The organism is Natranaerovirga pectinivora (assembly GCF_004342165.1).
Taxonomy (GTDB): domain Bacteria; phylum Bacillota; class Clostridia; order Lachnospirales; family DSM-24629; genus Natranaerovirga; species Natranaerovirga pectinivora.
The window spans coordinates 99,531-122,416 of the sequence record NZ_SMAL01000007.1; the positions used below are offsets into that span (position 1 = coordinate 99,531).

The 22,886-nt window shown below is 27.9% G+C and carries 24 protein-coding genes; all 24 read left to right on the forward strand.

The window, feature by feature from the left end:
• Window positions 1–53: 53 nt before the first annotated feature.
• The 24 genes from fliW (at window position 54) to pseC (ending at window position 22,831) form a co-directional block, all read left to right on the forward strand.
• Window positions 54–515, forward strand: a complete 462-nt coding sequence (gene fliW / locus EDC18_RS10455; protein WP_132252916.1) for a flagellar assembly protein FliW — start codon at window positions 54–56, stop codon at window positions 513–515.
• A 1-nt stretch (window position 516) separates the two neighbouring features.
• Window positions 517–729 carry a carbon storage regulator CsrA gene (gene csrA / locus EDC18_RS10460; protein WP_132252917.1) on the forward strand — a complete coding sequence of 71 codons (213 nt, stop codon included), beginning with the start codon at window positions 517–519 and terminating at the stop codon, window positions 727–729.
• Between the two features lie 141 nt (window positions 730–870).
• Window positions 871–1,680 carry a flagellin N-terminal helical domain-containing protein gene (locus EDC18_RS10465; protein WP_132252919.1) on the forward strand — a complete coding sequence of 270 codons (810 nt, stop codon included), beginning with the start codon at window positions 871–873 and terminating at the stop codon, window positions 1,678–1,680.
• 98 nt (window positions 1,681–1,778) lie between these two features.
• On the forward strand, window positions 1,779–2,144 hold the full coding sequence (locus EDC18_RS10470) for a DUF8042 domain-containing protein (protein WP_132252922.1): 366 nt from the start codon (window positions 1,779–1,781) through the stop codon (window positions 2,142–2,144).
• A 33-nt stretch (window positions 2,145–2,177) separates the two neighbouring features.
• A complete protein-coding gene (locus EDC18_RS10475) occupies window positions 2,178–4,094 on the forward strand; it encodes a motility associated factor glycosyltransferase family protein (RefSeq protein WP_165878556.1) in 1,917 nt (638 codons plus the stop codon).
• 50 nt (window positions 4,095–4,144) lie between these two features.
• The gene (locus tag EDC18_RS10480; RefSeq protein ID WP_132252927.1) at window positions 4,145–5,137 is read left to right on the forward strand and encodes a UDP-N-acetylglucosamine 4,6-dehydratase family protein; all 993 of its coding nucleotides are present in this window, start codon (window positions 4,145–4,147) and stop codon (window positions 5,135–5,137) included.
• Window positions 5,138–5,156: 19 nt separating this feature from the next.
• Window positions 5,157–6,137, forward strand: a complete 981-nt coding sequence (locus EDC18_RS10485) for a hypothetical protein (RefSeq protein ID WP_132252930.1) — start codon at window positions 5,157–5,159, stop codon at window positions 6,135–6,137.
• Window positions 6,138–6,174: 37 nt separating this feature from the next.
• Window positions 6,175–6,582 carry a glycerol-3-phosphate cytidylyltransferase gene (gene tagD / locus EDC18_RS10490; RefSeq protein ID WP_132252933.1) on the forward strand — a complete coding sequence of 136 codons (408 nt, stop codon included), beginning with the start codon at window positions 6,175–6,177 and terminating at the stop codon, window positions 6,580–6,582.
• 60 nt (window positions 6,583–6,642) lie between these two features.
• Window positions 6,643–7,671, forward strand: a complete 1,029-nt coding sequence (locus EDC18_RS10495; RefSeq protein WP_207669196.1) for a TylF/MycF/NovP-related O-methyltransferase — start codon at window positions 6,643–6,645, stop codon at window positions 7,669–7,671.
• Between the two features lie 28 nt (window positions 7,672–7,699).
• Window positions 7,700–7,879, forward strand: a complete 180-nt coding sequence (locus EDC18_RS10500) for a hypothetical protein (protein ID WP_132252936.1) — start codon at window positions 7,700–7,702, stop codon at window positions 7,877–7,879.
• Window positions 7,879–8,526 carry a hypothetical protein gene (locus EDC18_RS10505; protein WP_132252939.1) on the forward strand — a complete coding sequence of 216 codons (648 nt, stop codon included), beginning with the start codon at window positions 7,879–7,881 and terminating at the stop codon, window positions 8,524–8,526. The genes EDC18_RS10500 and EDC18_RS10505 overlap by 1 nt, the downstream gene beginning before the upstream one ends.
• 34 nt (window positions 8,527–8,560) lie before the next feature.
• Window positions 8,561–9,535: a glycosyltransferase family A protein gene (locus EDC18_RS10510; protein ID WP_165878557.1), complete on the forward strand. Its 975-nt coding sequence runs from the start codon at window positions 8,561–8,563 to the stop codon at window positions 9,533–9,535.
• A 23-nt stretch (window positions 9,536–9,558) separates the two neighbouring features.
• A complete protein-coding gene (locus tag EDC18_RS10515) occupies window positions 9,559–10,977 on the forward strand; it encodes a CDP-glycerol glycerophosphotransferase family protein (protein WP_132252945.1) in 1,419 nt (472 codons plus the stop codon).
• A 14-nt stretch (window positions 10,978–10,991) separates the two neighbouring features.
• Entirely contained in the window at window positions 10,992–12,152 is a 1,161-nt protein-coding gene (locus EDC18_RS10520; RefSeq protein WP_243115113.1) for a class I SAM-dependent methyltransferase, read from the forward strand.
• Window positions 12,153–12,202: 50 nt separating this feature from the next.
• Complete coding sequence (locus EDC18_RS10525) at window positions 12,203–13,207, forward strand: glycosyltransferase (RefSeq protein WP_132252948.1); 1,005 nt, start codon at window positions 12,203–12,205, stop codon at window positions 13,205–13,207.
• 24 nt (window positions 13,208–13,231) lie between these two features.
• Window positions 13,232–14,614 (forward strand): CDP-glycerol glycerophosphotransferase family protein, encoded by a 1,383-nt coding sequence (locus EDC18_RS10530; RefSeq protein ID WP_132252951.1) that lies wholly within the window; start codon window positions 13,232–13,234, stop codon window positions 14,612–14,614.
• A 68-nt stretch (window positions 14,615–14,682) separates the two neighbouring features.
• The gene (locus EDC18_RS10535; RefSeq protein ID WP_132252953.1) at window positions 14,683–15,819 is read left to right on the forward strand and encodes a glycosyltransferase; all 1,137 of its coding nucleotides are present in this window, start codon (window positions 14,683–14,685) and stop codon (window positions 15,817–15,819) included.
• Between the two features lie 41 nt (window positions 15,820–15,860).
• Window positions 15,861–16,796 (forward strand): ATP-grasp domain-containing protein, encoded by a 936-nt coding sequence (locus tag EDC18_RS10540; protein ID WP_132252956.1) that lies wholly within the window; start codon window positions 15,861–15,863, stop codon window positions 16,794–16,796.
• The gene (locus EDC18_RS10545) at window positions 16,777–17,445 is read left to right on the forward strand and encodes an HAD family hydrolase (protein WP_132252959.1); all 669 of its coding nucleotides are present in this window, start codon (window positions 16,777–16,779) and stop codon (window positions 17,443–17,445) included. The genes EDC18_RS10540 and EDC18_RS10545 overlap by 20 nt, the downstream gene beginning before the upstream one ends.
• Window positions 17,446–17,449: 4 nt before the next feature.
• Window positions 17,450–18,169 carry a cytidylyltransferase domain-containing protein gene (locus tag EDC18_RS10550; RefSeq protein WP_132252961.1) on the forward strand — a complete coding sequence of 240 codons (720 nt, stop codon included), beginning with the start codon at window positions 17,450–17,452 and terminating at the stop codon, window positions 18,167–18,169.
• Between the two features lie 19 nt (window positions 18,170–18,188).
• On the forward strand, window positions 18,189–19,223 hold the full coding sequence (locus tag EDC18_RS10555) for an N-acetylneuraminate synthase family protein (protein ID WP_207669197.1): 1,035 nt from the start codon (window positions 18,189–18,191) through the stop codon (window positions 19,221–19,223).
• An 18-nt stretch (window positions 19,224–19,241) separates the two neighbouring features.
• The gene (pseG, locus tag EDC18_RS10560; RefSeq protein WP_132252967.1) at window positions 19,242–20,219 is read left to right on the forward strand and encodes a UDP-2,4-diacetamido-2,4,6-trideoxy-beta-L-altropyranose hydrolase; all 978 of its coding nucleotides are present in this window, start codon (window positions 19,242–19,244) and stop codon (window positions 20,217–20,219) included.
• A 28-nt stretch (window positions 20,220–20,247) separates the two neighbouring features.
• A complete protein-coding gene (locus tag EDC18_RS10565; protein ID WP_132252970.1) occupies window positions 20,248–21,195 on the forward strand; it encodes a dTDP-glucose 4,6-dehydratase in 948 nt (315 codons plus the stop codon).
• A 439-nt stretch (window positions 21,196–21,634) separates the two neighbouring features.
• On the forward strand, window positions 21,635–22,831 hold the full coding sequence (gene pseC, locus EDC18_RS10570; RefSeq protein WP_132252973.1) for a UDP-4-amino-4,6-dideoxy-N-acetyl-beta-L-altrosamine transaminase: 1,197 nt from the start codon (window positions 21,635–21,637) through the stop codon (window positions 22,829–22,831).
• The last annotated feature ends 55 nt before the right edge of the window (window positions 22,832–22,886 follow it).

The following is a 22,886-nucleotide window of genomic DNA, read 5'->3' on the forward strand; positions in this document are numbered from 1 at the left end:
GACTAGTTGCTTAAAGTAACTAGTCAAATTTATATAAACGGGAGAGGATACAGATGATAATTGAATCAAAACATTTCGGAGAAGTAGAAATCGACCAAGATAAGGTATTAAATTTTCAGCACGGATTACTAGGTCTTACAGAGTATAAGAACTTTACAATTTTATACGATAGTGAAGATGATCATCCAATCATTAGTTGGTTACAATCAACAGAAGAAAAAGACTTTGCACTACCAATAATCAACCCTCTATTGGTACTAGAAGATTATAACCCTACTATAGAAGATGAACTATTAACAGAATTAGGAGAATTAAAAGAAGAAAACCTTTTAGTGTTTAACGTCGTTGTTATTCCGGATGATATAACAAAAATGACAACCAACCTAAAAGCTCCAATTGTAATCAACACAGATACAAAAAAAGGAAGACAAGTCATCGTAGAAAATGAAGACTACGAAATCAAATTCCCACTATATAAAGAACTTAAAAAATTCAAAGGAAAGGCAGGTGAATAGTATGCTGGCTCTAACAAGAAAAAAAGATGAATCTATAATAATCGGTGATAACATCGAAATCACAATTCTAGAAGTGAATAAAAATGAAGTAAAATTAGGCATATCCGCACCAAAAAGCGTACCTATTTACCGCAAAGAACTATACGTAGAAATTCAAAACTCTAACAAAGAAGCCTTAAACAATAAAAATATAAATTTAAAAGATTTTTTATAAAAAAGCTATAAAGTACTTTTGAAAAATGTCGATATATAATGTGTAAGTAACAATAGTTCAAAGTTGGCCAACACAGAGCTATTTTCAACCTAAAGGCATGGATGCCTTATAAAAAACTTAAAATTCAAGGAGGAATTTATTATGAGAATTAATAATAATTTACAAGCTATGAACACACACAGACAATTAGGCATGAATAATTTAGCAGCATCAAAATCTACTGAAAAATTATCATCAGGTTTTAGAATTAATAGAGCCGCTGATGATGCAGCAGGATTAGCTGTATCAGAAAAGATGAGAGCGCAAATTAAAGGTTTAAATCAAGCTTCTAGAAATGCTCAAGATGGTATTTCTTTAATTCAAACTGCTGAAGGGGCATTAAATGAAACTCACGCTATCCTACAAAGAATGAGAGAGCTTGCTGTACAATCTGCCAATGGAGCTTTAGAAGATAATGACAGAACTAAAATTAATACTGAGTTTACAGCGCTTCAAACTGAAGTTACTCGTATTTCTAGTGATACAAAGTTTAATGAAAAGTCTATTTTAAACTCTGCGCAAACTATTAATATACATGTAGGTGCAGATGCTGATCAAACAATAGCTATAACATTAACAGACAATTCTGCCACTGGACTTAGCATTAATGGACAGAATATTAGTACTTCTACTGCAGCAAACACTGCTATAACAAGTGTAAATACTGCAATAGGAACATTAAATACAAACAGAGCAAATCTAGGAGCGGTTCAGAATAGATTAGAACACACTATTAAAAACTTAGATAATGCTTCTGAAAACTTACAAGCTGCTGAATCAAGAATTAGAGACGTAGATATGGCAAGAGAAATGATGGAATTCACTAAGCAAAACATTCTTTCACAAGCTGCTACTGCAATGCTTGCACAAGCAAACCAAGCTCCTCAAGGAGTACTTCAATTATTAAGATAGCAATCACAGAAGGACTGACCAACTTATTTAGGTGGTCCGTCCTTTTTTTAAATTCAATTATATTAACTTAACATAGAAATATTGAAAAGAGGATTAATATGGAGAAAGAAAAAATAATTAAAGAAGTATTCGAATCTCTGTTAGAATACTTGCCTAAGATAATCATAGGTATAGAGAAAAATATTGATTTGTTTAGACAGGATAGAGAAGAAGAAGCGGTTAACTTATTAATTCAAGTGATAGAAGGGTTGCAATGGATTTTTACAGTTTTAGGTCAGACCACGGAAACTCTTAAGTCTAATGGAATTGAAGTTGATGCATCGAGAATAAATGATGTTTTTATTGAATTGTTAGATGGTGTTAAGAATCAAGACTATGTTTTAGTTACGGACTTGATGGAATACGAGATGCTAGATATACTAAAGGATTTAAAACTAAGGTTAGAAAATAAGAGCATAGACTAATATTTAATTGTTTAACTTGTAAGGGGAATGCATATGATTGAAAACAACAATTCAATATATACTATGAATATTAATGGTTTAAGAAAAAAGTATCCTGATTTTTTGGATGACTTTAAACAGAGATTAAAAGTGAAGTATAATATTGAAGTGATAAATTCAAGAGATAATAACTATTCAATGGTATATACAGAAGAAAATATATCGATGTATTTACATAGCAAGTATAGACCTACAGAAGAAGCTGAAAAATGGGTTAACTCTCAATGTTTTGATAATAATAATTTAGTTATCTTTGGATTTGGGTTAAGTTATAATATAAGAGAAATTATAAAGATAATGACTAATAAACAATCTCTAATTATTATAGAACCTTCAATACAAGTTTTCCATAGGACAATTCAATATATTGATTGTGTAGATATTTTTACAAATGATAAGGTGCATATTATAATAGGAACAAAAGCAGAAAAGTGGCATCAGTTATTGTCAAATGTTTTGGGATATCCAATTGATAAAGACATGAGTATATATGCCTTACCTAATTATGATAGAATATTTGAAAATGAATACAATCATCTTAAATCAATTTTGGAAAAGGTTTGTTTAGAAAAAGATTTGGCAAAAAACACTATTCTTAACTTTTCAAATTGTTGGCAAAAAAACCTATTTAACAATTTACCTTATATATTAACAAGTCATCATGTGAAATATTTTTTTGGGAAATTTAGAGACAAACCTGCTTTTATTGTTTCAGCAGGACCTTCTCTAGATAAAAACATTAAACATTTAAAAGAAGCAAAGGGTAAAGCAATTATTATTTCAGTTGATACAGCATTGCCTGTATTGTTGAGAAATGGAATAAAACCAGATGTTGCTATTACTGTAGATGGTGGGTATGCGAACTTTAGCCACTTTAAAGATATTGATTATTCAGCAGTACCTATTATATATGATGCTAGAGCTTATTATGGTATTTTAGAAAAACATACTGGTAAAAAAATTCTTTCAATGCCTTTAGATGGATATGTAAATGATTTATTTAATGAATGGAAGATTGAAGTAGGCAACCTATTAGGAGATCATACAGTAGCTTCAAATGCATTTGAGTTTGCAATAAAAGTAGAGGCGAATCCTATTGTATTTATTGGACAAGATTTATCATATAAAGATTATTCACAAACTCACGCCTTAGGTGCAGTGCAGTCTATTAAAACTAATGATGAAAATGAAATTGTCATAAAAGATATAAATGGAAATGATGTATTAACAAATGCTACTTTTTATGCTTCTCTTATATGGTTTAATAAACGTATAGCACTAGATAAATCATTAAGAGTATATATTGATGCAACTGAAGGTGGTGCAAAAATAGAAGGTACAAAAATTATGACACTAAAAGATACCATAGACCTATACTGTAAACATAATATTGACACTGAAAGTATAATAAATGAGGTATTTAAAAAAAGGTCACCACTTCAAATAGAAAAAATTGAAGTATTAATTAAAGATTTAAAACAAATACTAATAACTTTAAAAAGGTTAAAGAGCGACTGTGAAGAGGCAGAAGTATTATGCCAATCACTTTATGAATTGTATTATAAAAATAAATTAAATAAGACTACCAAGATAAACACTATTATTGGAAAATTGAATAATATTGATAAAAAAATTACTAGTGAAAAGGATAAGTTTAGTATAATAAATTTGGTTCTTCAGCCAGTATTATTTAAGTCTTTAGAACAAAATTCAAATATAGAAAAGCCAAACTGTAGTGAAAGAGAAAAAGGAATTAAAATCTCCCTTGCTAGTAAGGAGTTATATTTAGGAATTGTTAAAGCTATAGATGATACGGAATTTTTATTAATGAACTGCATTAAAGAACTTGAAGAAATATTTACTATAGAAGCTTTAGAATTCACTGTAAATATAATTGCAAATAATAGCTAATAAAAAATAATAGAATATACAGTATTTTATAGGAGAAAGTAGGTAAGTACATGTTTAATCATAAGAATATCTTAATAATTGGTGGGACTGGTACAATTGGTCAAGCGATGGTTAAACAATTAATTAAATATCAACCTAAAGTTATAAGAATCTTGAGTAGAGATGAATATAAACAGTTTAATATGCAACAGGAATTAAAAGAAAAGAAAAATATAAGATTTTTATTAGGTGATGTTAGAGATAAAGAAAGAATAGATAGAGCTATGAATGATATTGATATTGTCTTTCACTTAGCTGCATTAAAGCATGTTCCAGCTTGTGAATATGACCCCTTTGAAGCAGTAAAAACAAATGTAATAGGAGTACAAAATGTAATTGAATGTGCCATAAAAAATAGGGTTGAAAGAGTTATATATTCAAGTAGCGATAAAGCGGTATCCCCTACTAATACAATGGGTGCTACTAAATTATTAGCAGAAAGATTAATATCTGCAGCAGATTATTCAAAAGGCGATAATATTCCTATTTTCGCATCTGTAAGGTTTGGAAATGTAATAGGATCTAGAGGTTCGGTAATTCCTTTATGGAAAAAACAGATAATAGAACATAGACAAATAGAAATAACAAACCCTAATATGACTAGATTTATGATGACTATTGATGAAGCAGTAAATTTGACATTAAAAGCATGTGAATTAGCTAAAGGTGGAGAGACTTTTGTTTTGAAGATGCCAGTAATAAAGTTAGGAGATCTAGCAGAAGTAGTAGTAGAAACATTATCTAGAGAATTAGGATTAAATGATGAGAATGTTAATATAAAGGAGGTAGGGTTAAGAACGGGTGAAAAAATGTATGAAGAGTTAATGACAGAAGATGAATCTAATTATGCAATCGAATATGAAGATATGTTTGCTATTCAACCATTATACAAAAATGTTGAAATAAGAAACAAACTATTGGTAAGTTATAGCTCTAGAAAACAAACAATTTTAAAAAAGGAAGAGATTAAAAAAATCATTAATGGACTTACCTTTACAGATTAAAAGTGATTGAGGTGTAATGATGAGTATTATATTGCCAATATTAAATCAAAGTAAATACAAAATCAAAGATAAATATAAGAATATTGTTGAAATTGAACTAGGAGACTTTATTGACGATGAAAAATCTGGATGTTATTATATGCATCCTGAATATAAATTTATTGAATTTAAGTATCAACCAAATTATGAAGTAGTAAAAGAAGATTATAAAGTAATTTATGGTGATATGAGTGTAGAAGAAAATAGTATCAGTTTGTTCTCTAATAAGAGTGAAAGATTTAATGATGAAAAATATAGGGCTAGAGTACTAATTGATAAACCTATTACTTCAAACGAGTTTGATATAATAAGTATTGAATTTGAGAGAAGTGATGTTAGTACATTTTTTATTGGTTTTTTTGATAGCTTCACACGTGATTTGGACATAGAATTCTTAGAGGGTGTTCAAAATTTGGAAAGCTATAAATCACCTAAATGTGATATAATTTATAATAACTTTGACAAAGATGTACTAAAAATTATTAAAAGAGTAGGTCTAAAGTATTTAATGGATACTTTAATGACTGAAAAATGCTTAATGAAAAATATAGAATGTACAATTAACATTTCAGAAGGCTTTATACAATTAAATAATGAAAGACGAATTTATAATAAGTTGTTACAGCGATCACAAGAGACATATATAACCTATGGGTATCATCCAAATGTAAAAAGTGAAGTTATTGGAAAAATTAATAAAGTGTCAATGGGAAAAAATAAAGGATATCTTTTTCTAAAGCCAATTAAAATAGATTTTAATAAATGCAAAGTATTAATGTTATATTCAGGAAAACCAGAAATTGAATATTTAAGTAAAAACGAATTAACGTGGACTAAAATAGATGAGTTATCTCAGATAGAAGTAAACAAAGAATTGATTTTAAGAGTAGCAATGAATCATAGAGATAGAATTTATAGTATCTTCATTGTAGATGAGTTGGAAGATGTTCAATTAGAATAAAATGCAATAAAAAATTCTACTAAAAAGGAGAATTGTTATGAAAACAATTATAACATACGGTACTTTTGACTTGTTACATATAGGGCACATAAATTTGCTAAAACGTGCCAAAGAATTGGGTGATTTTCTAATAGTAGCTTTATCTACGGACAACTTTAATGAAATAAAAGGAAAAAAAGCGTACTATAATTTTGAAGAGAGAAAAGCAATTTTAGAATCTATTAGATATGTAGATTTAATTATAGAAGAAAATCATTGGGAACAAAAGAAAAGCGATATTACTTACTATAATGCTGATGTTTTTGTAATGGGATCTGATTGGAAGGGGAAATTTGATGATTTAAGTGACTTTTGCCAGGTCGTATATTTACCTAGAACAGAAGGTGTTTCAACAACAAAGATAAAATTGGATCTTAGCAATAGTATTATAAAAAATGCTATATAATTTAATTTGTTCCCTAGGTTAAGAGGAATAAATATTGGATATAGAAAGAGAGTATATACAATGAATAATAAAGAAAAAATAATTATCTTTGGTACCGGTGAAGGTTCAAAAAAAGTATTAGAAATAATTGATTTAGATAAAGTAGAAATATTAGCTTTTGTAGATAATGATATAAATAAACAAGGTAACAAGTACAATGAAGTAGAGATAGTGAATCCTGAAGCAATACATAGTTTGAGTTATGATTATATCATAATTGCAAGCATGTTTTATGAGGAAATATTAGAGCAACTTTTAAATATGAAAATAGATAAAAATAAAATTGTAAGATTAATTAAAAAGAAGGAGAAAAGTGCAAAACAATTAATCAAGGAAGTATACAATAAAAATGCTGTATATTCATTAGTTGTTAAGGATGAGTATCTTTCATATTACTATAAAGAATATGGAATTTGTGATATGTACTTATTAAATAATGATAGGAACAAACAATTATATAAATATCCAGATTATTTACTTAATGGCATTGACTATGTTAGACTTTCAACAGTAGATCTAATGGCTCGTGAAATAAAAGAAAAAGAAATAGCTGGAGCTATAGCTGAATTAGGAGTTTATAAAGGAGATTTCACTCGATTAATTAATGATTATTTTCCCGAGAGAAAACTTTACTTATTTGATACTTTTGAAGGATTTTCAAAAGAAGATGTTAATGTAGAAGAAGAAAATGAGCTTTCAAAGGCTAAAGTTGGGCATTTAGGTGATACAAATGTTGAGTTAGTTTTAAGAAAACTATTACATAAAGACAATGTTATAATTAAAAAAGGGTATTTTCCAGAAAGCGTTTATGACTTAGAAGAAAAAGTATATGCATTTGTGAGTATTGATGTTGATTTGTTTAAGCCAACATATGAAGGAATACTTTATTTTTATAAAAAACTAGCGAAAGGTGGTTATATTCTTGTGCATGATTATAATCATCCTGATTATACTGGTGTAAAAAAAGCTGTTAAGCAAGCCTGTAAAGAATTAGGTATTAACTATATTCCTTTAAGTGATTATTTTGGTAGTGTTGTAATTAGCAAGTAACATTTTTTATTAAAGTGGGGAATCAGAGATGAATAATAATGTTTTAAAATATATCACATCATCTAAATTTATTCATGAGTTTAAGATAGATATTATTGAAACAACTGATAGTAATATAATTTATAAATCTAATGAAGTATCTATTGAAAAAAAAAAGATAAAAACATCGTTGAAAGTATTAGAATATTCTTTAGTTCAAAAGATTTAATGTTTACTTTATACATTTTTAAAAAGAGAATAATAATTAATAAAGAAAAAAGTTATTATTACTGTATACTAATTTTACTACTATATGAAAGTATACTAGAATTCATAATTGGAAAAAGCAAAGAAGTTTTATTAAAGGATTTTCTGAAAAATAACAATAAATTTGATGAGTTAGTTTGTTTATGGAGTAAATTCAACAAACATGAAAAAGAATTCATAAAAAAACTTTGTTGTGAAAATACTATGATCTCGGAAATGTATATTGATGAAATTGAAAAGCTTTGCAGATTTCAGAAGTACCAAAGTATAACGACAAAAATAAGCAATACAGAATCATTAAAATATGATCAAGGTTTTCATAAAATAAGTAAAAGTGATAATATTGCAATTTATGGTGTAGGTAATATTGGAATGATTCTTTATAAGTTATTATCTAAGAATGATTATAGTGTAAAAATTTTTATAGACGAGTTCTATGAAGATAAAACAGCTAATAATATGCCAGTAATAAAAAGTGTAGAATTAAGTAAACATAATTACAACTATGATGTGATTATTATTACGCCTGTATTTGATTTTGATACTATCTATGAAAACTTAAAAAAATATACTGACAAAACAATTATTTCTATAGAATTTATTTTATAAAGATGCAAAGAAAATGAAATTGAGGACTAAGAAAATGGATAAAATGATATCAGTTATTATCCCTATGTATAATACAGAAAGCTATATTGAAGAATGTATCCAGTCTCTTATGGATCAAACATATATTAACTTTGAAGTTTTTATAATAGATGATGGATCTACGGATAAAAGTTTTCAAATTGCTGCTGATAAGATTAAATCAGATAAAAGATTTAACTTAATTAAACAAGATAATATGGGGGCATCAACTGCAAGGAATAAAGGAATAATGATGTCTAAAGGTTTTTTTCTGTATTTTTTAGATAGTGATGATTATATTCACAAAACTACATTTGAAAAATGCATGAGAGAATTTGAAGAAAAAAAAGTAGACTTAGTTATATTTGATGCAATTTGTATTGTTGACAAAGTTTATTTAAATAAGAAACAAGAAAAATATGAGGAGAAAATGTCTAATTTTTATGACAGAAGTAGTATTCCACAATTTAAAAACGTTATTATGGTCAATGATTTTTTAAGAATTAGTTTCTTAGAAAATAAGTTTAGAGGTAATAGTGTTTTGTATATGATAAAAAGAAATATAATTACTAAAAATAATATCATGTTTAACGAAAAAATTACTTATTATGAAGATGTTTTATTTCTATATAAAGTTATAAAGCATATAAAAAAAGTAAAGTATTTATCCCATAAATTTTACTACAGAAGATTAACTGGAAATTCGTTGATGACTAGCAATAAGAATATAGAAATAGTTAACGATGTAATACAGTGTATTGATTTAATTAGAAGTGAAGGATTAAATGAAATTAATAAAATGTTTATCAAATATTTATCTATGGTAGCATATGTTTTTTGGAATAAGTGTAGCAATGTTTCTAAAAATGATATAAAGTTAACTTATTACATAAAAATATTATTTGAAAGTCTTATGGTGTATACGGATGAAAAAGATGTTTTAGAAGCATCGTATAATGATAATATAATAAAAATAATGAATACATTATAGATATAATAAATAAGGGTGGTACTATGAAACGAATAATAGTATTTGGAACTGGAAGCAGTGCTGAAAAATTATTAAGCTCTCTTGATTACAGCCAAGTTCAAATAAGTTTTTTTGTTGATAATAATGAAAAAAACCAATATATGAAGTTTAGGGGCTATGATATTTTTCATCCTAAAGAAATTATAAAAGCTAAGTATGATTATATAATTATTGCCAGTCAATACTCAGTGGAAATTATGCAACAATTATTAAATTACAATATCTCTTTTAATAAAATAATTCCAAGTGATAGCTATACTCACAATAATGATATAAAAAGTATGCAAGATGAAATTTATAAGGGGATAACAATTCATGATGAGGTCAATAATAATAAGCTAAAAATTGCGCTAATTAACTATAATTATTCTAATTACAACGGCTATTCTTTGTTTAGGAAGCTCCCTAAATATATACAAAACAAATATGAAATTGATTTGATAGAAATTCAAGACAAAGAAAAATTAATGGAGTATGATGTTATTTGTTCTTCTCATTATGACGGAATTTATGATAGAAAACATATTAATTTGGAATTGTGGCATGGTTTTCCCCTTAAACAGATGGGGAACATGCATTATGAAACGAATCAAGAATCACTTAATTATTATAGAAATCGTTCGGATAATACTAATCTAATTTTCTCGTACTCTCAATTGTATAGCACTTTTTTTAATGCTTGCTTTTCAAATTCTGGAGATAAATATAGAATTACTGGAATGCCTAGAAATGACTTGCTATTTGAAAAGGGTAGTTTGGTTAAGCTTGAAAAAATATGCCAAAGAACTTTAATGGATACCAATATAGTTTTCTTTCTCCCAACTTGGAAAAAAGGTAAGAACAAAAAAATAGAATCGAATAGAGAGTGGAGTAAACTATTTGGATTTAGCAATGAAAATGAAGAAAATATTGTAAAAATGTTAGAACGAAATAATTTATTCTTACTAGTCAAATTACATCCTTATGAATATGATGTTTACAAAGACATGGATATTTTTAAGCATGATAGAGTTTTTTTGCTTTCTGAAGAACATTTAATACAGAATAGAATACATTTGTATGAACTACTTAATTGTGGAAAAATGTTAATTACAGACTATTCATCTATATATTTTGATACTTTATTAGTTGATATGCCAATAATATTTACACCTTTTGATATCAATGAGTATAGTAAAAAAAGAGGATTTTTAATTGAGCCTTATGATTTTTTTACACCAGGTCCAAAAGTTGAAAAATTAGAGGAGTTAGAAGAAGAAATAGCAAGATATATTAGTGGAAAAGATCAGTATAAAGATAAGCGGGAACGAATAAAAAATATTGTGTTCAAGTACACTGATAATAAAGCTAGCTTAAGGGTATGGAAGGAAATAGATAAATATCTATCAAAAAACAGAACATAAAGGAGCAAATAAAAATGGACTATGTTATAAATCTTATAAAAGAGGCTGCATTAAAAAAACTTGTTATATTTGGAACTGGAAGAGCAAGTGATATCTTAAGTCAATATTTTAATGATAATATAAGTTACTATCTAGATAATGATATTGAGAAAAGAGGAAAATATTTTAAAGAAAAAAAAATATACACGCCAGAGATTTTAACAAATGAAAACAAAGAAAACATGACAATTATTATTGCAAGTATGTATTACGATGAAATCAGTACTCAACTAGAAAATCTGGGATTTGTAAAAGAAAAAAACTTTTGGAATGGTATGGTATTGTACAATGCCATAGTGGAAATGAATTATGATAAAAAAAGCCAACAAGTTATAAAATTAGAATATCCAGTTAACCCAAACTATAGGTATGGTTATGGTAAAAAGCCACATCAATTAATATATAATATAATTAATAAGTGCAGAAGCAGGTATACAGAGTTGCTGTCTAAGTTTAATGTGTATGAAAAAAAACTACTAGGTATTAGTAGGATTGAAAATAGGGAATCAATGATAGAACCTTTTTGGGAAAATAATTATATGTCAGGTTTAGATGCAATTGCTTTATATTCGATAGTTAGCATATACAAACCTAGAAAATATATGGAAATTGGTAGTGGTAACTCTACTAAATTCGTTTATAGAGCAATTAAAGACAATGATTTAAAAACGAAAATAATATCGATTGATCCTTATCCTAGAGCAGAAATTGATATTATTTGTGATGAAATTTATAGAATTCCTGTAGAAGATTTAGATCTGGATGTATTTGATGATTTAGATAAGGGAGATATTCTATTCGTTGACAATTCACATAGGTGTTTCACGAATTCAGATGTTACTGTATTTTTCCTTGAGATATTACCGAGGCTAAAGAAAGGGGTAATTGTGCAAATACATGATGTATACCTTCCTTATGATTATCCTGATGCTTGGAGAAATAGATTTTATTCGGAACAGTATTTACTTGCTTGTTATTTATTATCAGGTGGAGATTTATTTGAAATAATACTTCCAAATGCACTAATTACACAAGATAATGAATTGGTTAATATTATTGACCCTATTTGGAAAGGTTTTGAGGAAAAGGGATTATCTCAAAAAAGAGGATCATCATTTTGGTTAATAATAAATTAATTATTGCTACTTAGTAATAGTAATTTTTAAATGGGCAAAGGAGATATAATATGTGTTATATAAGTGCATTAATGCCTGTGTATAATGGGGAAAATCACATTAAAGAAACCATAGAAAGCATTCTTTACCAAACATATAAAGAGTTTGAGTTTATTATTATTAATGATGGATCAACAGATAATACACAAAAAATTATTGAGAAATATAAAGATAAACGAATTAAATTATATAACCTAGAGTCTAATAAAGGAGTTGGGTTTGCATCAAATTTTGCTTTAAACAAAGCCAAAGGCAAATATATTGCAAGGGTAGATAGTGATGATATTTATCATAAAGATAGGTTTAGATTACAGAAAAACTATCTTGATAGTCATCCAGAAATAGTACTTGTTAAGACGTTGATTGAATATTTTGGAGATAATAAAATTGTCAATACAGATAGATATAAAACTATAAAAGAAATAGTTGAACTAAACAAAAACAAAGTAGTTTCGACTGAAGAGATATCAAAACAATTGTATTGGAATATGTGTATACCTCATACTTCGGTAATGGCAAGAACAAAGGTATTGAAAGAATTTGGATATACAGAGTTAAGATGCTGTGAAGATTATTACTTATGCTATAATATGAACAAGAAAAATTATAAAATGGCTACAATAAATGAACATTTAGTTAAGGTTAGGATTACTAATGAATCGACTACTGCGCAAAACAGAGATATTCTTTATAAAAATATATATATAATTAAAAAAGATATAATAAATAATTTATTCTTAAAAGGAAAAGTTTATATATGGGGAGCAGGTAGTTTTGGAAAGTTAGTATATAACATACTAAGGGAATACTCATTACCAATAGAAGGATTTATTGATAGGGATACAAAAAAACAGAATATATTAATAGATGGTTTAAGAGTATACTCACCCAATATGATAACTGGGAATAAGACAATGAAAATAATTATTGCCTCACAGCCAGGTACATACTCTATAATAAATTATATTGAAAATATAGGATATAAGCATATAGATGATTATTTAGTATATTTTTAATTGAATTGAATAAAAGGGGATTATATGAATAAAATTGTACTATTTGGAGCATCCAGATTAGGTGAAATAGCATATCAGTATTTAACTAAAAATCATAAAATTATTGCTTATGTTGACAATGATGAAACAAAACTAGGAAAAACAATGAATAATGTAAAAATATATAATACAGAAATATTGAGTCATATTGAAGGTTATATAATAATTTGTAGTATGTATGATCTGGAGATTGTTACTCAGCTAATAGGTTTAGGAGTAACAAGATTTGGAGTTTTTGAAGTTAATCAATCTAATTATGAAGTTATGCATTATGATTATTCAGACATAGATGATTTTTCAGTAAAACCCAATAAAATTTGCCTTATAATAGAGAATAATTCAGGTTCAAATACCTATGCTCTATTAAAAAGAGTTGATGAAATTATATGTGAAAAATACAATGTAACTTCTATCTATAAATACTTAAAAAATAGCAATTACTATTTTGATATATTAACTAGTAAATTAATTTTATATACACATGATACTAGATGTAATGAAAACCAAATTAATATTCAAATGTGGCATGGGTTTCCTCTTAAAGGTCTCTCATATATGAGCAAATACAATCATCAAAACAGGGAGGCAAATCATATTGCTTGGTCCAGATTAGATTATATTGTTTCTTATTCTCAGACATATAGTACATTAATGAATGCTTGTTATGGAGTAGATGGGGAAAAATATAAGGTTTTAGGTATGCCAAGAAATGACTTGCTATTTTGTACTAACTCTAAAAAAAGATTAGAAGAAGTTTATAATATAACTTTAAATAATAAAAAAGTTATATTTTATATACCTACATTTAGAAACACTGTATTTGGTGAGAAGAATGGTGGTTTTATAAAGTCTTGTCTAACAGATGATGAGCTAATTGAGTTGAATACTTATCTTGAAGAAAATAATACTATAATGGTTTATAAAATGCATCCACAAGAAGAAAAAGAATTAATAACGTTAAAAAATATATTAAACTTAACAGAGAGTATGTTGGTAGATTTTAGTTTAGATTTATATGAACTATTAGGGAGTGCAGATGTATTAATTACTGATTATTCGTCAGTGTATTTTGATTTTCTATTATTAGATAAACCTATTATATTCTATATTTTTGATTATAAAACTTATGAAGCGAGTAGAGGGTTTTTGCTCCATCCATTTGATTTTTGGGCACCAGGGGCAAAGGCATATGATTTTAAGTCATTACTAATAGCAATTAATAATGGTTTATATGGGGATGAGTACAAACTTAAAAGAGATTTAATTTGTAATATAGTTCATACGTATAAAGATAACCAATCTTGTGACCGTGTATGGAGTTTTGTTGACGAAATTCTCAATAAAAACAATTTCATGATTAGAAAATAATTTTAACAATATTAAAAAAAGTAATAGAATTACTTGGAAGTAGGGAAATTACTAAAAGGAGAAAGCATATGATTAGTATTATCTTGCCTGTTTTCAATGGAGAAAAATTTATTTGTAATGCTATACAAAGTGTATTATTACAAACATATTCGAAATGGGAATTAATTATAGTGGATGATGGTTCAACAGATCAAACGTCATCTCTTGTGAAAATATTTTCTGACAAACGTATAAAGTATATATATCAAAAAAATCAAGGACCTGCTTCTGCAAGAAATCAAGGTATAAATATTGCTAAAGGAGAGTATATAGCTTTTATTGATGCAGATGACTTATATTTGGAAGACAAACTAAAAGAACAAGTAGAGTATTTAAGACTACACCCTGAGATTGATATAGTATATAATGATATAAAGGTAGTAGATGAGAGCTTAAGTTATCTTTATTCCTTGAATAGTGAACATGTATATAATAGTAAAGAAGAATTCCTTGCAATGCTATTATTTAGACAAATTATTCCTTTGCCCCCATCTATTATGTTGAAAAAAAGCTGTTTTGAAGAAGGTATACGTTTTAATAAAAAATATAGCCATGGAGAAGATTATGATTTAACTATACAGTTGGCAAAAAAATTCTGTTTTGGTTATTTGCCAAAAACATTGTATATTTATAGAAGACATGACAATAATTTAACAAACAATCATAAGAAACAACTAGAAGCAGAAATAAACGTATTGCATTGTTTGGGCTATTCAAATATTGAATTAATAGTAGAAAAAAGCAATTTTCCTTTTTTTGATAGAAAATTATTACTTGCTAAAATATATTTGAAATTAGAAGAAGTTAAGCCTGCTGAAAGAATATTATTAGATTTATATAAAAAAAATAAAAAGCATTCATTAATAAATTTTTATTTAGGGAATTGCTCTTATCAATTAGATGATTTAGAACGTGCAAAAACTTTTTTTGAATCTGCAATCTTAAATGAATGCAACAAAGCAGAATTTTACAATAATTTAGGATGTGTATATGCGAGACTTGGAGAGATGGAAAAGGCACATTTGCTTTTTCAAAAAGCATTACTTAAAAGGCCAGAATATTTAGATGCATTCTATAATAAAGAAGAGATAAACAATAATAAAAAAGACTGGAAATTAACTAAGAGACAATTAAGAAAAAATCTAACTAAGTATCACATTAAATAATAAAAGGTCCCCTAAAATTAATTTAATAATTGGAGCTAAAAATGAATATATTATTAACTGCAATAGGAAAAAGAGTGCAACTAATTAAGTATTTTAAAGAGAAGTTTAATATTATAGGAGTTGATGCTTCTAATCAAACTCCAGGTAGTCATTTTACCAATAAATTTTACACTGCACCTCCTTGTACCCATAAACAATATATTAATGTTTTACTTGAAATTTGTTTAAAAGAAAAAATTAATATACTAATACCACTTTTGGAAAGTGAATTTTTTTTATTAGATATGAACAGAGAAAAGTTTCAAGAAATTGGTACCTTTATTATGCTTTCTGATATTGATGTATTAACTATATGCAATGATAAATGGGCAACATATAAATTTTTTAAAGAAAACAGTATTAATACGCCAATTAGTCATATAAAAATTATTGACGAAAAATTAGAATTTCCTTTGATAATTAAACCTAGACAAGGTATGGGGAGTAAGCAAGTTTTTAAGGTGAAAGACAAAGAAGAATTAGAATTCTATATTAAAAGAATAGAAAAACCATTGATTCAAGAGTTTGTACAGGGAGTAGAGTATACTATTGATTGTTTCTGTGATGAAGAGGGATGCCCTATTGCAATTATACCAAGAGAAAGAATTGAAATAAGGGCTGGCGAAGTATCAAAATCAAAAACAATTAAGAGTTGGGATATTATTGATGCAGCAGTAAATGTTTGTCGAAAGTTAAAAGCTATAGGTCCCATTACTATCCAATGTATTAAGATGCATACAGGAGAAATAAAGTTTATAGAAATAAATAGCAGACTTGGTGGAGGCGTCCCGTTAGCATTTCAAGCAGGTGTAAATTATGGAGAATTAATGATGCAACTTGCTATGAAAGAAAAGATTTATCCGATGATTGGTGAATTTAAGGAAATTACTATGTTAAGATATGATGAGGCGGTATTTTATGAAAGCTGTAATATTTGATTTAGATGATACATTATATAATGAAAAACAATTTGTATATGGAGCATTTTATGAGGTAGCAGAATATTTAGGATGTAAATATGATTTGACCCCGGCTGTATTGTATCAAGAAATGATAAATGAGTTTAGAATTAATGGTCGAGGTAAAGTATTTAATAAAATATGTTACAAATATAAATTTAAAGAAGATATAAATGTCTTAGTAGAAATATATAGAAGGGCTAAACCACCTCTGAAACTATATGAAGATGGAAAGAAATTTATTCAAAGCAGTAGAGGAAGGTATAGACTTGGATTAATTACAGATGGACTTCATTACGTTCAATGGAATAAAATAAAAACCCTTGGGATAGAGTCATTATTTGATGCCATCATTGTAACAGATGATTTAGGAAAAGAGTATTGGAAGCCTAGTAAAGTACCCTATATAAAAATAGCTGAAGAATTGAATGTTTCATTTAAAGATATGGTTTATATTGGTGATAATCCAAATAAAGATTTTTATAGTGCAAAGGAACTAGGAATGTTAACAATTCGAATTATTAGAGAAGATGGAGATTATAAAGATATTTTTCTAGAAAAAGAGTATGAGGCAAATTACATGGTCAAAGATCTTTTTGATTTAGAAAAATTTTTTATAAAGGAGTGAAGTAATGGTAATTTGTATTGTACAGGCTAGAACAGGATCGACCAGGCTAAAGGGAAAAGTGCTTAAAAAAATCTTGGATATTCCAATGATATTAATAACATTAAAAAGATTAGAAAATGCACGCTATATAGATAAACTTATTTTAGCTACATCTGATAAAGAAGAGGATGATAATTTATATAATATAGTTAAGGGGGAAGGCTACATTGTTTTCAGGGGAGACGAAAACAATGTATTACAAAGATTTGTAAATTGTATTGATGTATATGGTGGAAATACAATCATTCGTATCACTGGTGACTGTCCTTTGATTGATCCTGATATAGTAGACTATGTAGCATCTTATTATAAAATGCATTGTTATGAGTATGTAAGGCTTGATGTGCCTAATAGTTTTATCAGGGGATTTGATGTAGAGATTTTTTCTAGGGAAGCATTATTAAAAACCTATGAATTATCTTCACAAGATAAACATAAAGAACATGTTACTTTGTTTATGTATAATAATCCACAATATTTTAATTTAGGAACAATAAAGGGAAATGATTTTTATAGCAAAGATTACAGGCTTTGTGTAGATACTGCAGAAGATTTTAAGCTAGTAGAAATTATTTTCAGTAAATTTAATAACATTTTTGTTTCTTCTAGAGAGGTAGTGCAATTTTTGGATAGTAACCTAAATATAGCGAAAATGAACCAAAATGTTATTCAAAAAAAATTTTAGTATAAGAGAGGGACACTTAGTGGAAAGAATAACCTTAGATAATAGTAGGGTAATAGGTAAAAATGAGCCTTCATATATTATTGTTGATGTAGCAGCAAATCATAACGGAGACTTGGAGACAGCGAAGGAATTAATTAGAGAAGCGGCTATAGCTGGAGTAGATGCAGTAAAGTTTCAGACTTATGAAGCAGATAAGCTTTATTCAATAAAAACACCTAAATTCTCTAGAGATTCAACGAAACCATATGATCTAATTAAAAGTGTACAACATCCTAGAGAGTGGATTCAAATACTATCTGAATATGCAAAGAAACTAAACATTCAGTTTCTTTCGTCGCCATTTGACTATGAAGCGGTAGATTTATTAGAAGCAATAAACACTCCGCTATACAAAGTGGCTTCTGCTGAGATTGTAGATCTAAAACTTATTAAATATATGGCTCAAAAAGGTAAGCCAATGATTATTTCAACAGGAATGTGTAATATTGGAGAAATAGAAGATGCAATAGAGGTTTGTAGAGAAGTAAATAATAACAATATAATATTGCTACAATGTAATACTGTCTATCCAACGCCTCCTAATATTGTTAATCTAAATGCTATGGATACTTTAAAAACTACATTTAAGCTACCTGTAGGTTTTTCAGATCATACATTAGGTTGGCATGTTCCTATAGCGGCCATTGCTAAAGGCGCGTCAGTTATAGAAAAGCATTTTACTTTAAGTAGGAATCAATTAGGTCCAGATCACTCCTTTTCTATAGAGCCTGATGAATTAATAACTATGGTAAATCAAATTAGAGACGTAGAGAGTGCTCTTGGTAATGGTATCAAAAAAGTTTTACCAGAGGAAATGGAAAGCTATAATTACGGGAGAAGAAGTATTATTGCAGGAAGAAATATACAAAAGGGAACCATTATTACGGAAGAAATGCTTATCATAAAGAGACCAGGATATGGTATAAAGCCAAAGTTAATGAACATTTTAATTGGAAGTAAAGCTAATGTAGATATATTAGAGGATGATGTTATAACTTGGGAAATGATTTTCTAAAATAGGAGAAAGTGAAAAATGAGAGTGATTATAAGAGCAGATGGTGGTAGTAATATTGGTATGGGACATATTATGAGAACGTCAGTAATAGCTCAAAAATTACAGGAGTTTTCAGAAGTTATATATGTGTGTAAAAAAGGCAACGAATTTGAGAATGGAATTCAGTATTTAAAAAAACAAGGGTACGAAGTAAGAGAAACAGATAGAGTTAACATTATATCAGACTTGAGTTTACTAAAAGGGAACTGTCTTATTACAGATAGTTATGATATTGATGAAAAATATTTTGCGCTTACTAAGGATATTTTTCCTATTACTGGATATATAGATGATTTGAATCAGTATAAACTGAATGTAGATTTTGTTATCAATCAAAATATTTATGCTCAAGACTTAATATATGATGTTTGTACAAATACCCAACTTTTTTTAGGTCCTCAATATGCTCTTCTAAGAGATGAATTTTTAAATCCACCTAAAAATAGAATCAATAAAAATATTAAAAATATTATAATTACGTTAGGTGGATGTGACACACAAAATTTAACCGGAGAAATTATAGAGAATTTATATAGAGATTTTTCGGATATAGTTTTTCATGTTGTGGTTGGACCAGGTTTTAGGAATACGGAGCTTAGAAAACTAGAATTAGAGAATGTTAAACTATATTATAATCCTAAAATGGTTGAAATAATGTTAAAGAGTGATTTAGCAATATCAGCTTGTGGAAGTACATTGTATGAGTTAGCAGCTTGTGGTATACCAACCATAGGTGTTATAGTAGCGGAAAATCAAAAGAGAGCCGCCTTAAAGATGAAAGAATTAGGAATCATAGAGTTAGCTGAAGAACATAGTGCATTAAAACAAGCTATTAAAGTTCTGGATTATAATAAAAGAAAAAAGATGTCACAATACTTAAATAAACTAGTAGACGGATTTGGCGCTAAAAGAATATCAGAAGAAATATATAGTCTACTTACCAATGGAGATAAGTAGAAATTATAATCTAGAAAGGAGCATTAAGTTGAAAGTATTAGTAACTGGTGGAGCAGGATTTATAGGACGATGGGTGGTAAAAAAACTTCTTGATGATGGACATATGGTATGGATATTAGATAATTTGTCTAATGGTCGAAAAGAAAACATAGTTAATCTTTTGGAAAATGAAAATTTAAAGGAATTTTGTATAGGAGATATAAAAGATAAAAAGGTATTAAAACATTTATTTGATAACAAATTTGATATTTGCTACAACTTAGCAGCTAGCATTAATGTTCAAGATAGTATTGATGATCCTCAAACTACTTTTGATAATGATGTAGTAGGAACATTTAATATACTTGAAGAATGCAGGAAATATAATACAAAATTAGTTTTTATGAGTACTTGTATGGTTTATGATAGAGCCTTAAATAATGAAGGTATTTCTGAGGAACACTCAACGAAGCCGGCATCACCTTATTCTGGAAGCAAACTATCTGGTGAAAATATGGTATTGTCTTATTGGCATGCATATAAAATGCCTATTGTAATAATTAGGCCATTCAATACCTATGGGCCTTTTCAAAAAACTGGTGGGGAAGGTGGCGTAGTTGCAATATTTATTAAGCAAAAACTTGAAGGTAAGATGCTAAATATATATGGAGATGGAACTCAAACTAGAGATTTGCTATATGTAGAAGATTGTGCGAAATTTGTAGTTGATTCAGGGTATTCAAGTAAGGTAAATGGAGAAATTATTAATGGTGGATTAGGCAGAGATATTACTATTAATGATTTGGCTCATTTAATAGTAAAATCTGAAAAATGTATTAAACATGTACCCCATATACATCCTCAAAGTGAGATACAAAAGTTATTGTGTAATGCTAATAAAGCAAAGAAACTATTACGCTGGGAACCGAGTATAAGTTTAGAAGAAGGAATAAGAAGAACAGAAGAGTGGATAAAAAACAATCCATTGTTAATTTGAATATACTACAGACGATTAATGATTAAGGGAAAAATTAGTTAACAAAAAATTAAAAGAGAATATCTTGTAGAATAAAGTAAAGAACTTTCGGTGGCTGTGTATTAGCCTCTGGTTCTTAATTTAGAAACAATTAGGTCCCTAAGACGATTTTTCTTGCTGCATCTGATATATTTTTTCTTGACCTAGTTTGATAAGGATTGTGCAAGAGCACACGGCACATTGGTATTGCTCTAATGTTAATTAAATAGAGTGTAATTAAATTCATAACAATGACTTTCCTTTGGGCTGTTTTTAGTGTTGTGGTGACTTAGATTATACAAGAAATAGGGGGTCGTTGTTTTTTTATTTAAAACAACTCTCAAATTCTTTAAATAAAAGAGGTAGCAAAAAATTAGTGTAAAAACTTTAAAATTAGCTTCAGGAAGAAAGAGGGATTAATATGAAGGAGTTATTAGCTGTTCAAGGTGGGAAACCTGTGAGAAAGAACTTTCTTCCATATGGTCAGCAATGGATTGGTAAGGACGATATAAAGGCGATAGTAAAAACTTTGAAGAGTGAGTACTTAACTACAGGTCCAAAAATTAGTGAATTTGAAGAAGAAATTGCAAATTATGTTGGAGCAAAATATGCAATTGTATTTTCGAGTGGGACAGCAGCATTGCATGCGGCATGTTTTGCAGCTGAGATTAAGGAAGAAGATGAAGTAATCACTACGCCTATGACATTTGTAGCAACTGCAAATTCAATATTATATCAAGGTGGAAAACCTGTGTTTGCAGATATTGATAGAAGAACGTACAATATAGATCCTAAGGATATTAACGCTAAAATAACAAAGAAAACAAAGGCAATTATTCCTGTAAGTTTTACGGGACAACCTGTTGATCTTGAAGAAATTATAAACAGTGCAAAAAGAAATAATATCCTAGTGATTGAAGATGGATCTCATTCATTAGGCGCAAATTATAAGGATAAAAAGGTAGGAACAATTGCTGATATGACGGTTTTTAGTTTTCACCCAGTAAAAAACATTACTACTGGTGAAGGGGGAGCTGTAACTACAAATAGTAAAGTATTGTATCAAAAGTTGCTATTATTTAGAACACATGGAATAACTCGTGATAAAAATTTAATCAATAATTCTCAAGAGCCTTGGTATTATGAACAATTAGAACTAGGTTTTAATTACAGGATTACTGATATTCAGTGTGCAATGGGAATTAGTCAATTAAGAAAAATAGATTGGTTTATTAATAGAAGGAAAAAAATAGCAAATAAATATAATGAAGCTTTTAAAGATAATGAATTATTATCAGTTCCTTATCAAGAAGATAATTGTTTTTCTAGTTGGCATTTATATATAATTCAATTAAACCTTAATAAGCTAAAGGTTGGAAGAAAAGAAATATTTGAAGCATTAAGAGCAGAAAATATAGGTGTAAATGTCCACTATATTCCAGTGTATTACCATCCTTATTATAACAAGATAGGTTATTATAAGGGGATATGTCCTAATGCTGAATTTATATATGACAGGATTATAACCTTGCCTCTTTTTCCAAAAATGAAAAATAGAGATGTGAGAGATGTAATTGAATCAGTAATAAAAGTTTTAGAATATTTCAAAAAGCACTAAAAATAATAGGATGTATGTATTGTTAAAGGTTTTTGCTCTTTGTCAGTAGTAGGGT

What these genes read in the sequence shown, in the direction of transcription:
- fliW (WP_132252916.1), top strand. Translation starts at nt 54, where the DNA reads ATGATAATTGAATCAAAACATTTCGGAGAAGTAGAAATCGACCAAGAT.
- csrA (WP_132252917.1), top strand. Translation starts at nt 517, where the DNA reads ATGCTGGCTCTAACAAGAAAAAAAGATGAATCTATAATAATCGGTGAT.
- EDC18_RS10465 (WP_132252919.1), top strand. Translation starts at nt 871, where the DNA reads ATGAGAATTAATAATAATTTACAAGCTATGAACACACACAGACAATTA.
- EDC18_RS10470 (WP_132252922.1), top strand. Translation starts at nt 1,779, where the DNA reads ATGGAGAAAGAAAAAATAATTAAAGAAGTATTCGAATCTCTGTTAGAA.
- EDC18_RS10475 (WP_165878556.1), top strand. Translation starts at nt 2,178, where the DNA reads ATGATTGAAAACAACAATTCAATATATACTATGAATATTAATGGTTTA.
- EDC18_RS10480 (WP_132252927.1), top strand. Translation starts at nt 4,145, where the DNA reads ATGTTTAATCATAAGAATATCTTAATAATTGGTGGGACTGGTACAATT.
- EDC18_RS10485 (WP_132252930.1), top strand. Translation starts at nt 5,157, where the DNA reads ATGAGTATTATATTGCCAATATTAAATCAAAGTAAATACAAAATCAAA.
- tagD (WP_132252933.1), top strand. Translation starts at nt 6,175, where the DNA reads ATGAAAACAATTATAACATACGGTACTTTTGACTTGTTACATATAGGG.
- EDC18_RS10495 (WP_207669196.1), top strand. Translation starts at nt 6,643, where the DNA reads ATGAATAATAAAGAAAAAATAATTATCTTTGGTACCGGTGAAGGTTCA.
- EDC18_RS10500 (WP_132252936.1), top strand. Translation starts at nt 7,700, where the DNA reads ATGAATAATAATGTTTTAAAATATATCACATCATCTAAATTTATTCAT.
- EDC18_RS10505 (WP_132252939.1), top strand. Translation starts at nt 7,879, where the DNA reads ATGTTTACTTTATACATTTTTAAAAAGAGAATAATAATTAATAAAGAA.
- EDC18_RS10510 (WP_165878557.1), top strand. Translation starts at nt 8,561, where the DNA reads ATGGATAAAATGATATCAGTTATTATCCCTATGTATAATACAGAAAGC.
- EDC18_RS10515 (WP_132252945.1), top strand. Translation starts at nt 9,559, where the DNA reads ATGAAACGAATAATAGTATTTGGAACTGGAAGCAGTGCTGAAAAATTA.
- EDC18_RS10520 (WP_243115113.1), top strand. Translation starts at nt 10,992, where the DNA reads ATGGACTATGTTATAAATCTTATAAAAGAGGCTGCATTAAAAAAACTT.
- EDC18_RS10525 (WP_132252948.1), top strand. Translation starts at nt 12,203, where the DNA reads ATGTGTTATATAAGTGCATTAATGCCTGTGTATAATGGGGAAAATCAC.
- EDC18_RS10530 (WP_132252951.1), top strand. Translation starts at nt 13,232, where the DNA reads ATGAATAAAATTGTACTATTTGGAGCATCCAGATTAGGTGAAATAGCA.
- EDC18_RS10535 (WP_132252953.1), top strand. Translation starts at nt 14,683, where the DNA reads ATGATTAGTATTATCTTGCCTGTTTTCAATGGAGAAAAATTTATTTGT.
- EDC18_RS10540 (WP_132252956.1), top strand. Translation starts at nt 15,861, where the DNA reads ATGAATATATTATTAACTGCAATAGGAAAAAGAGTGCAACTAATTAAG.
- EDC18_RS10545 (WP_132252959.1), top strand. Translation starts at nt 16,777, where the DNA reads ATGAAAGCTGTAATATTTGATTTAGATGATACATTATATAATGAAAAA.
- EDC18_RS10550 (WP_132252961.1), top strand. Translation starts at nt 17,450, where the DNA reads ATGGTAATTTGTATTGTACAGGCTAGAACAGGATCGACCAGGCTAAAG.
- pseG (WP_132252967.1), top strand. Translation starts at nt 19,242, where the DNA reads ATGAGAGTGATTATAAGAGCAGATGGTGGTAGTAATATTGGTATGGGA.
- pseC (WP_132252973.1), top strand. Translation starts at nt 21,635, where the DNA reads ATGAAGGAGTTATTAGCTGTTCAAGGTGGGAAACCTGTGAGAAAGAAC.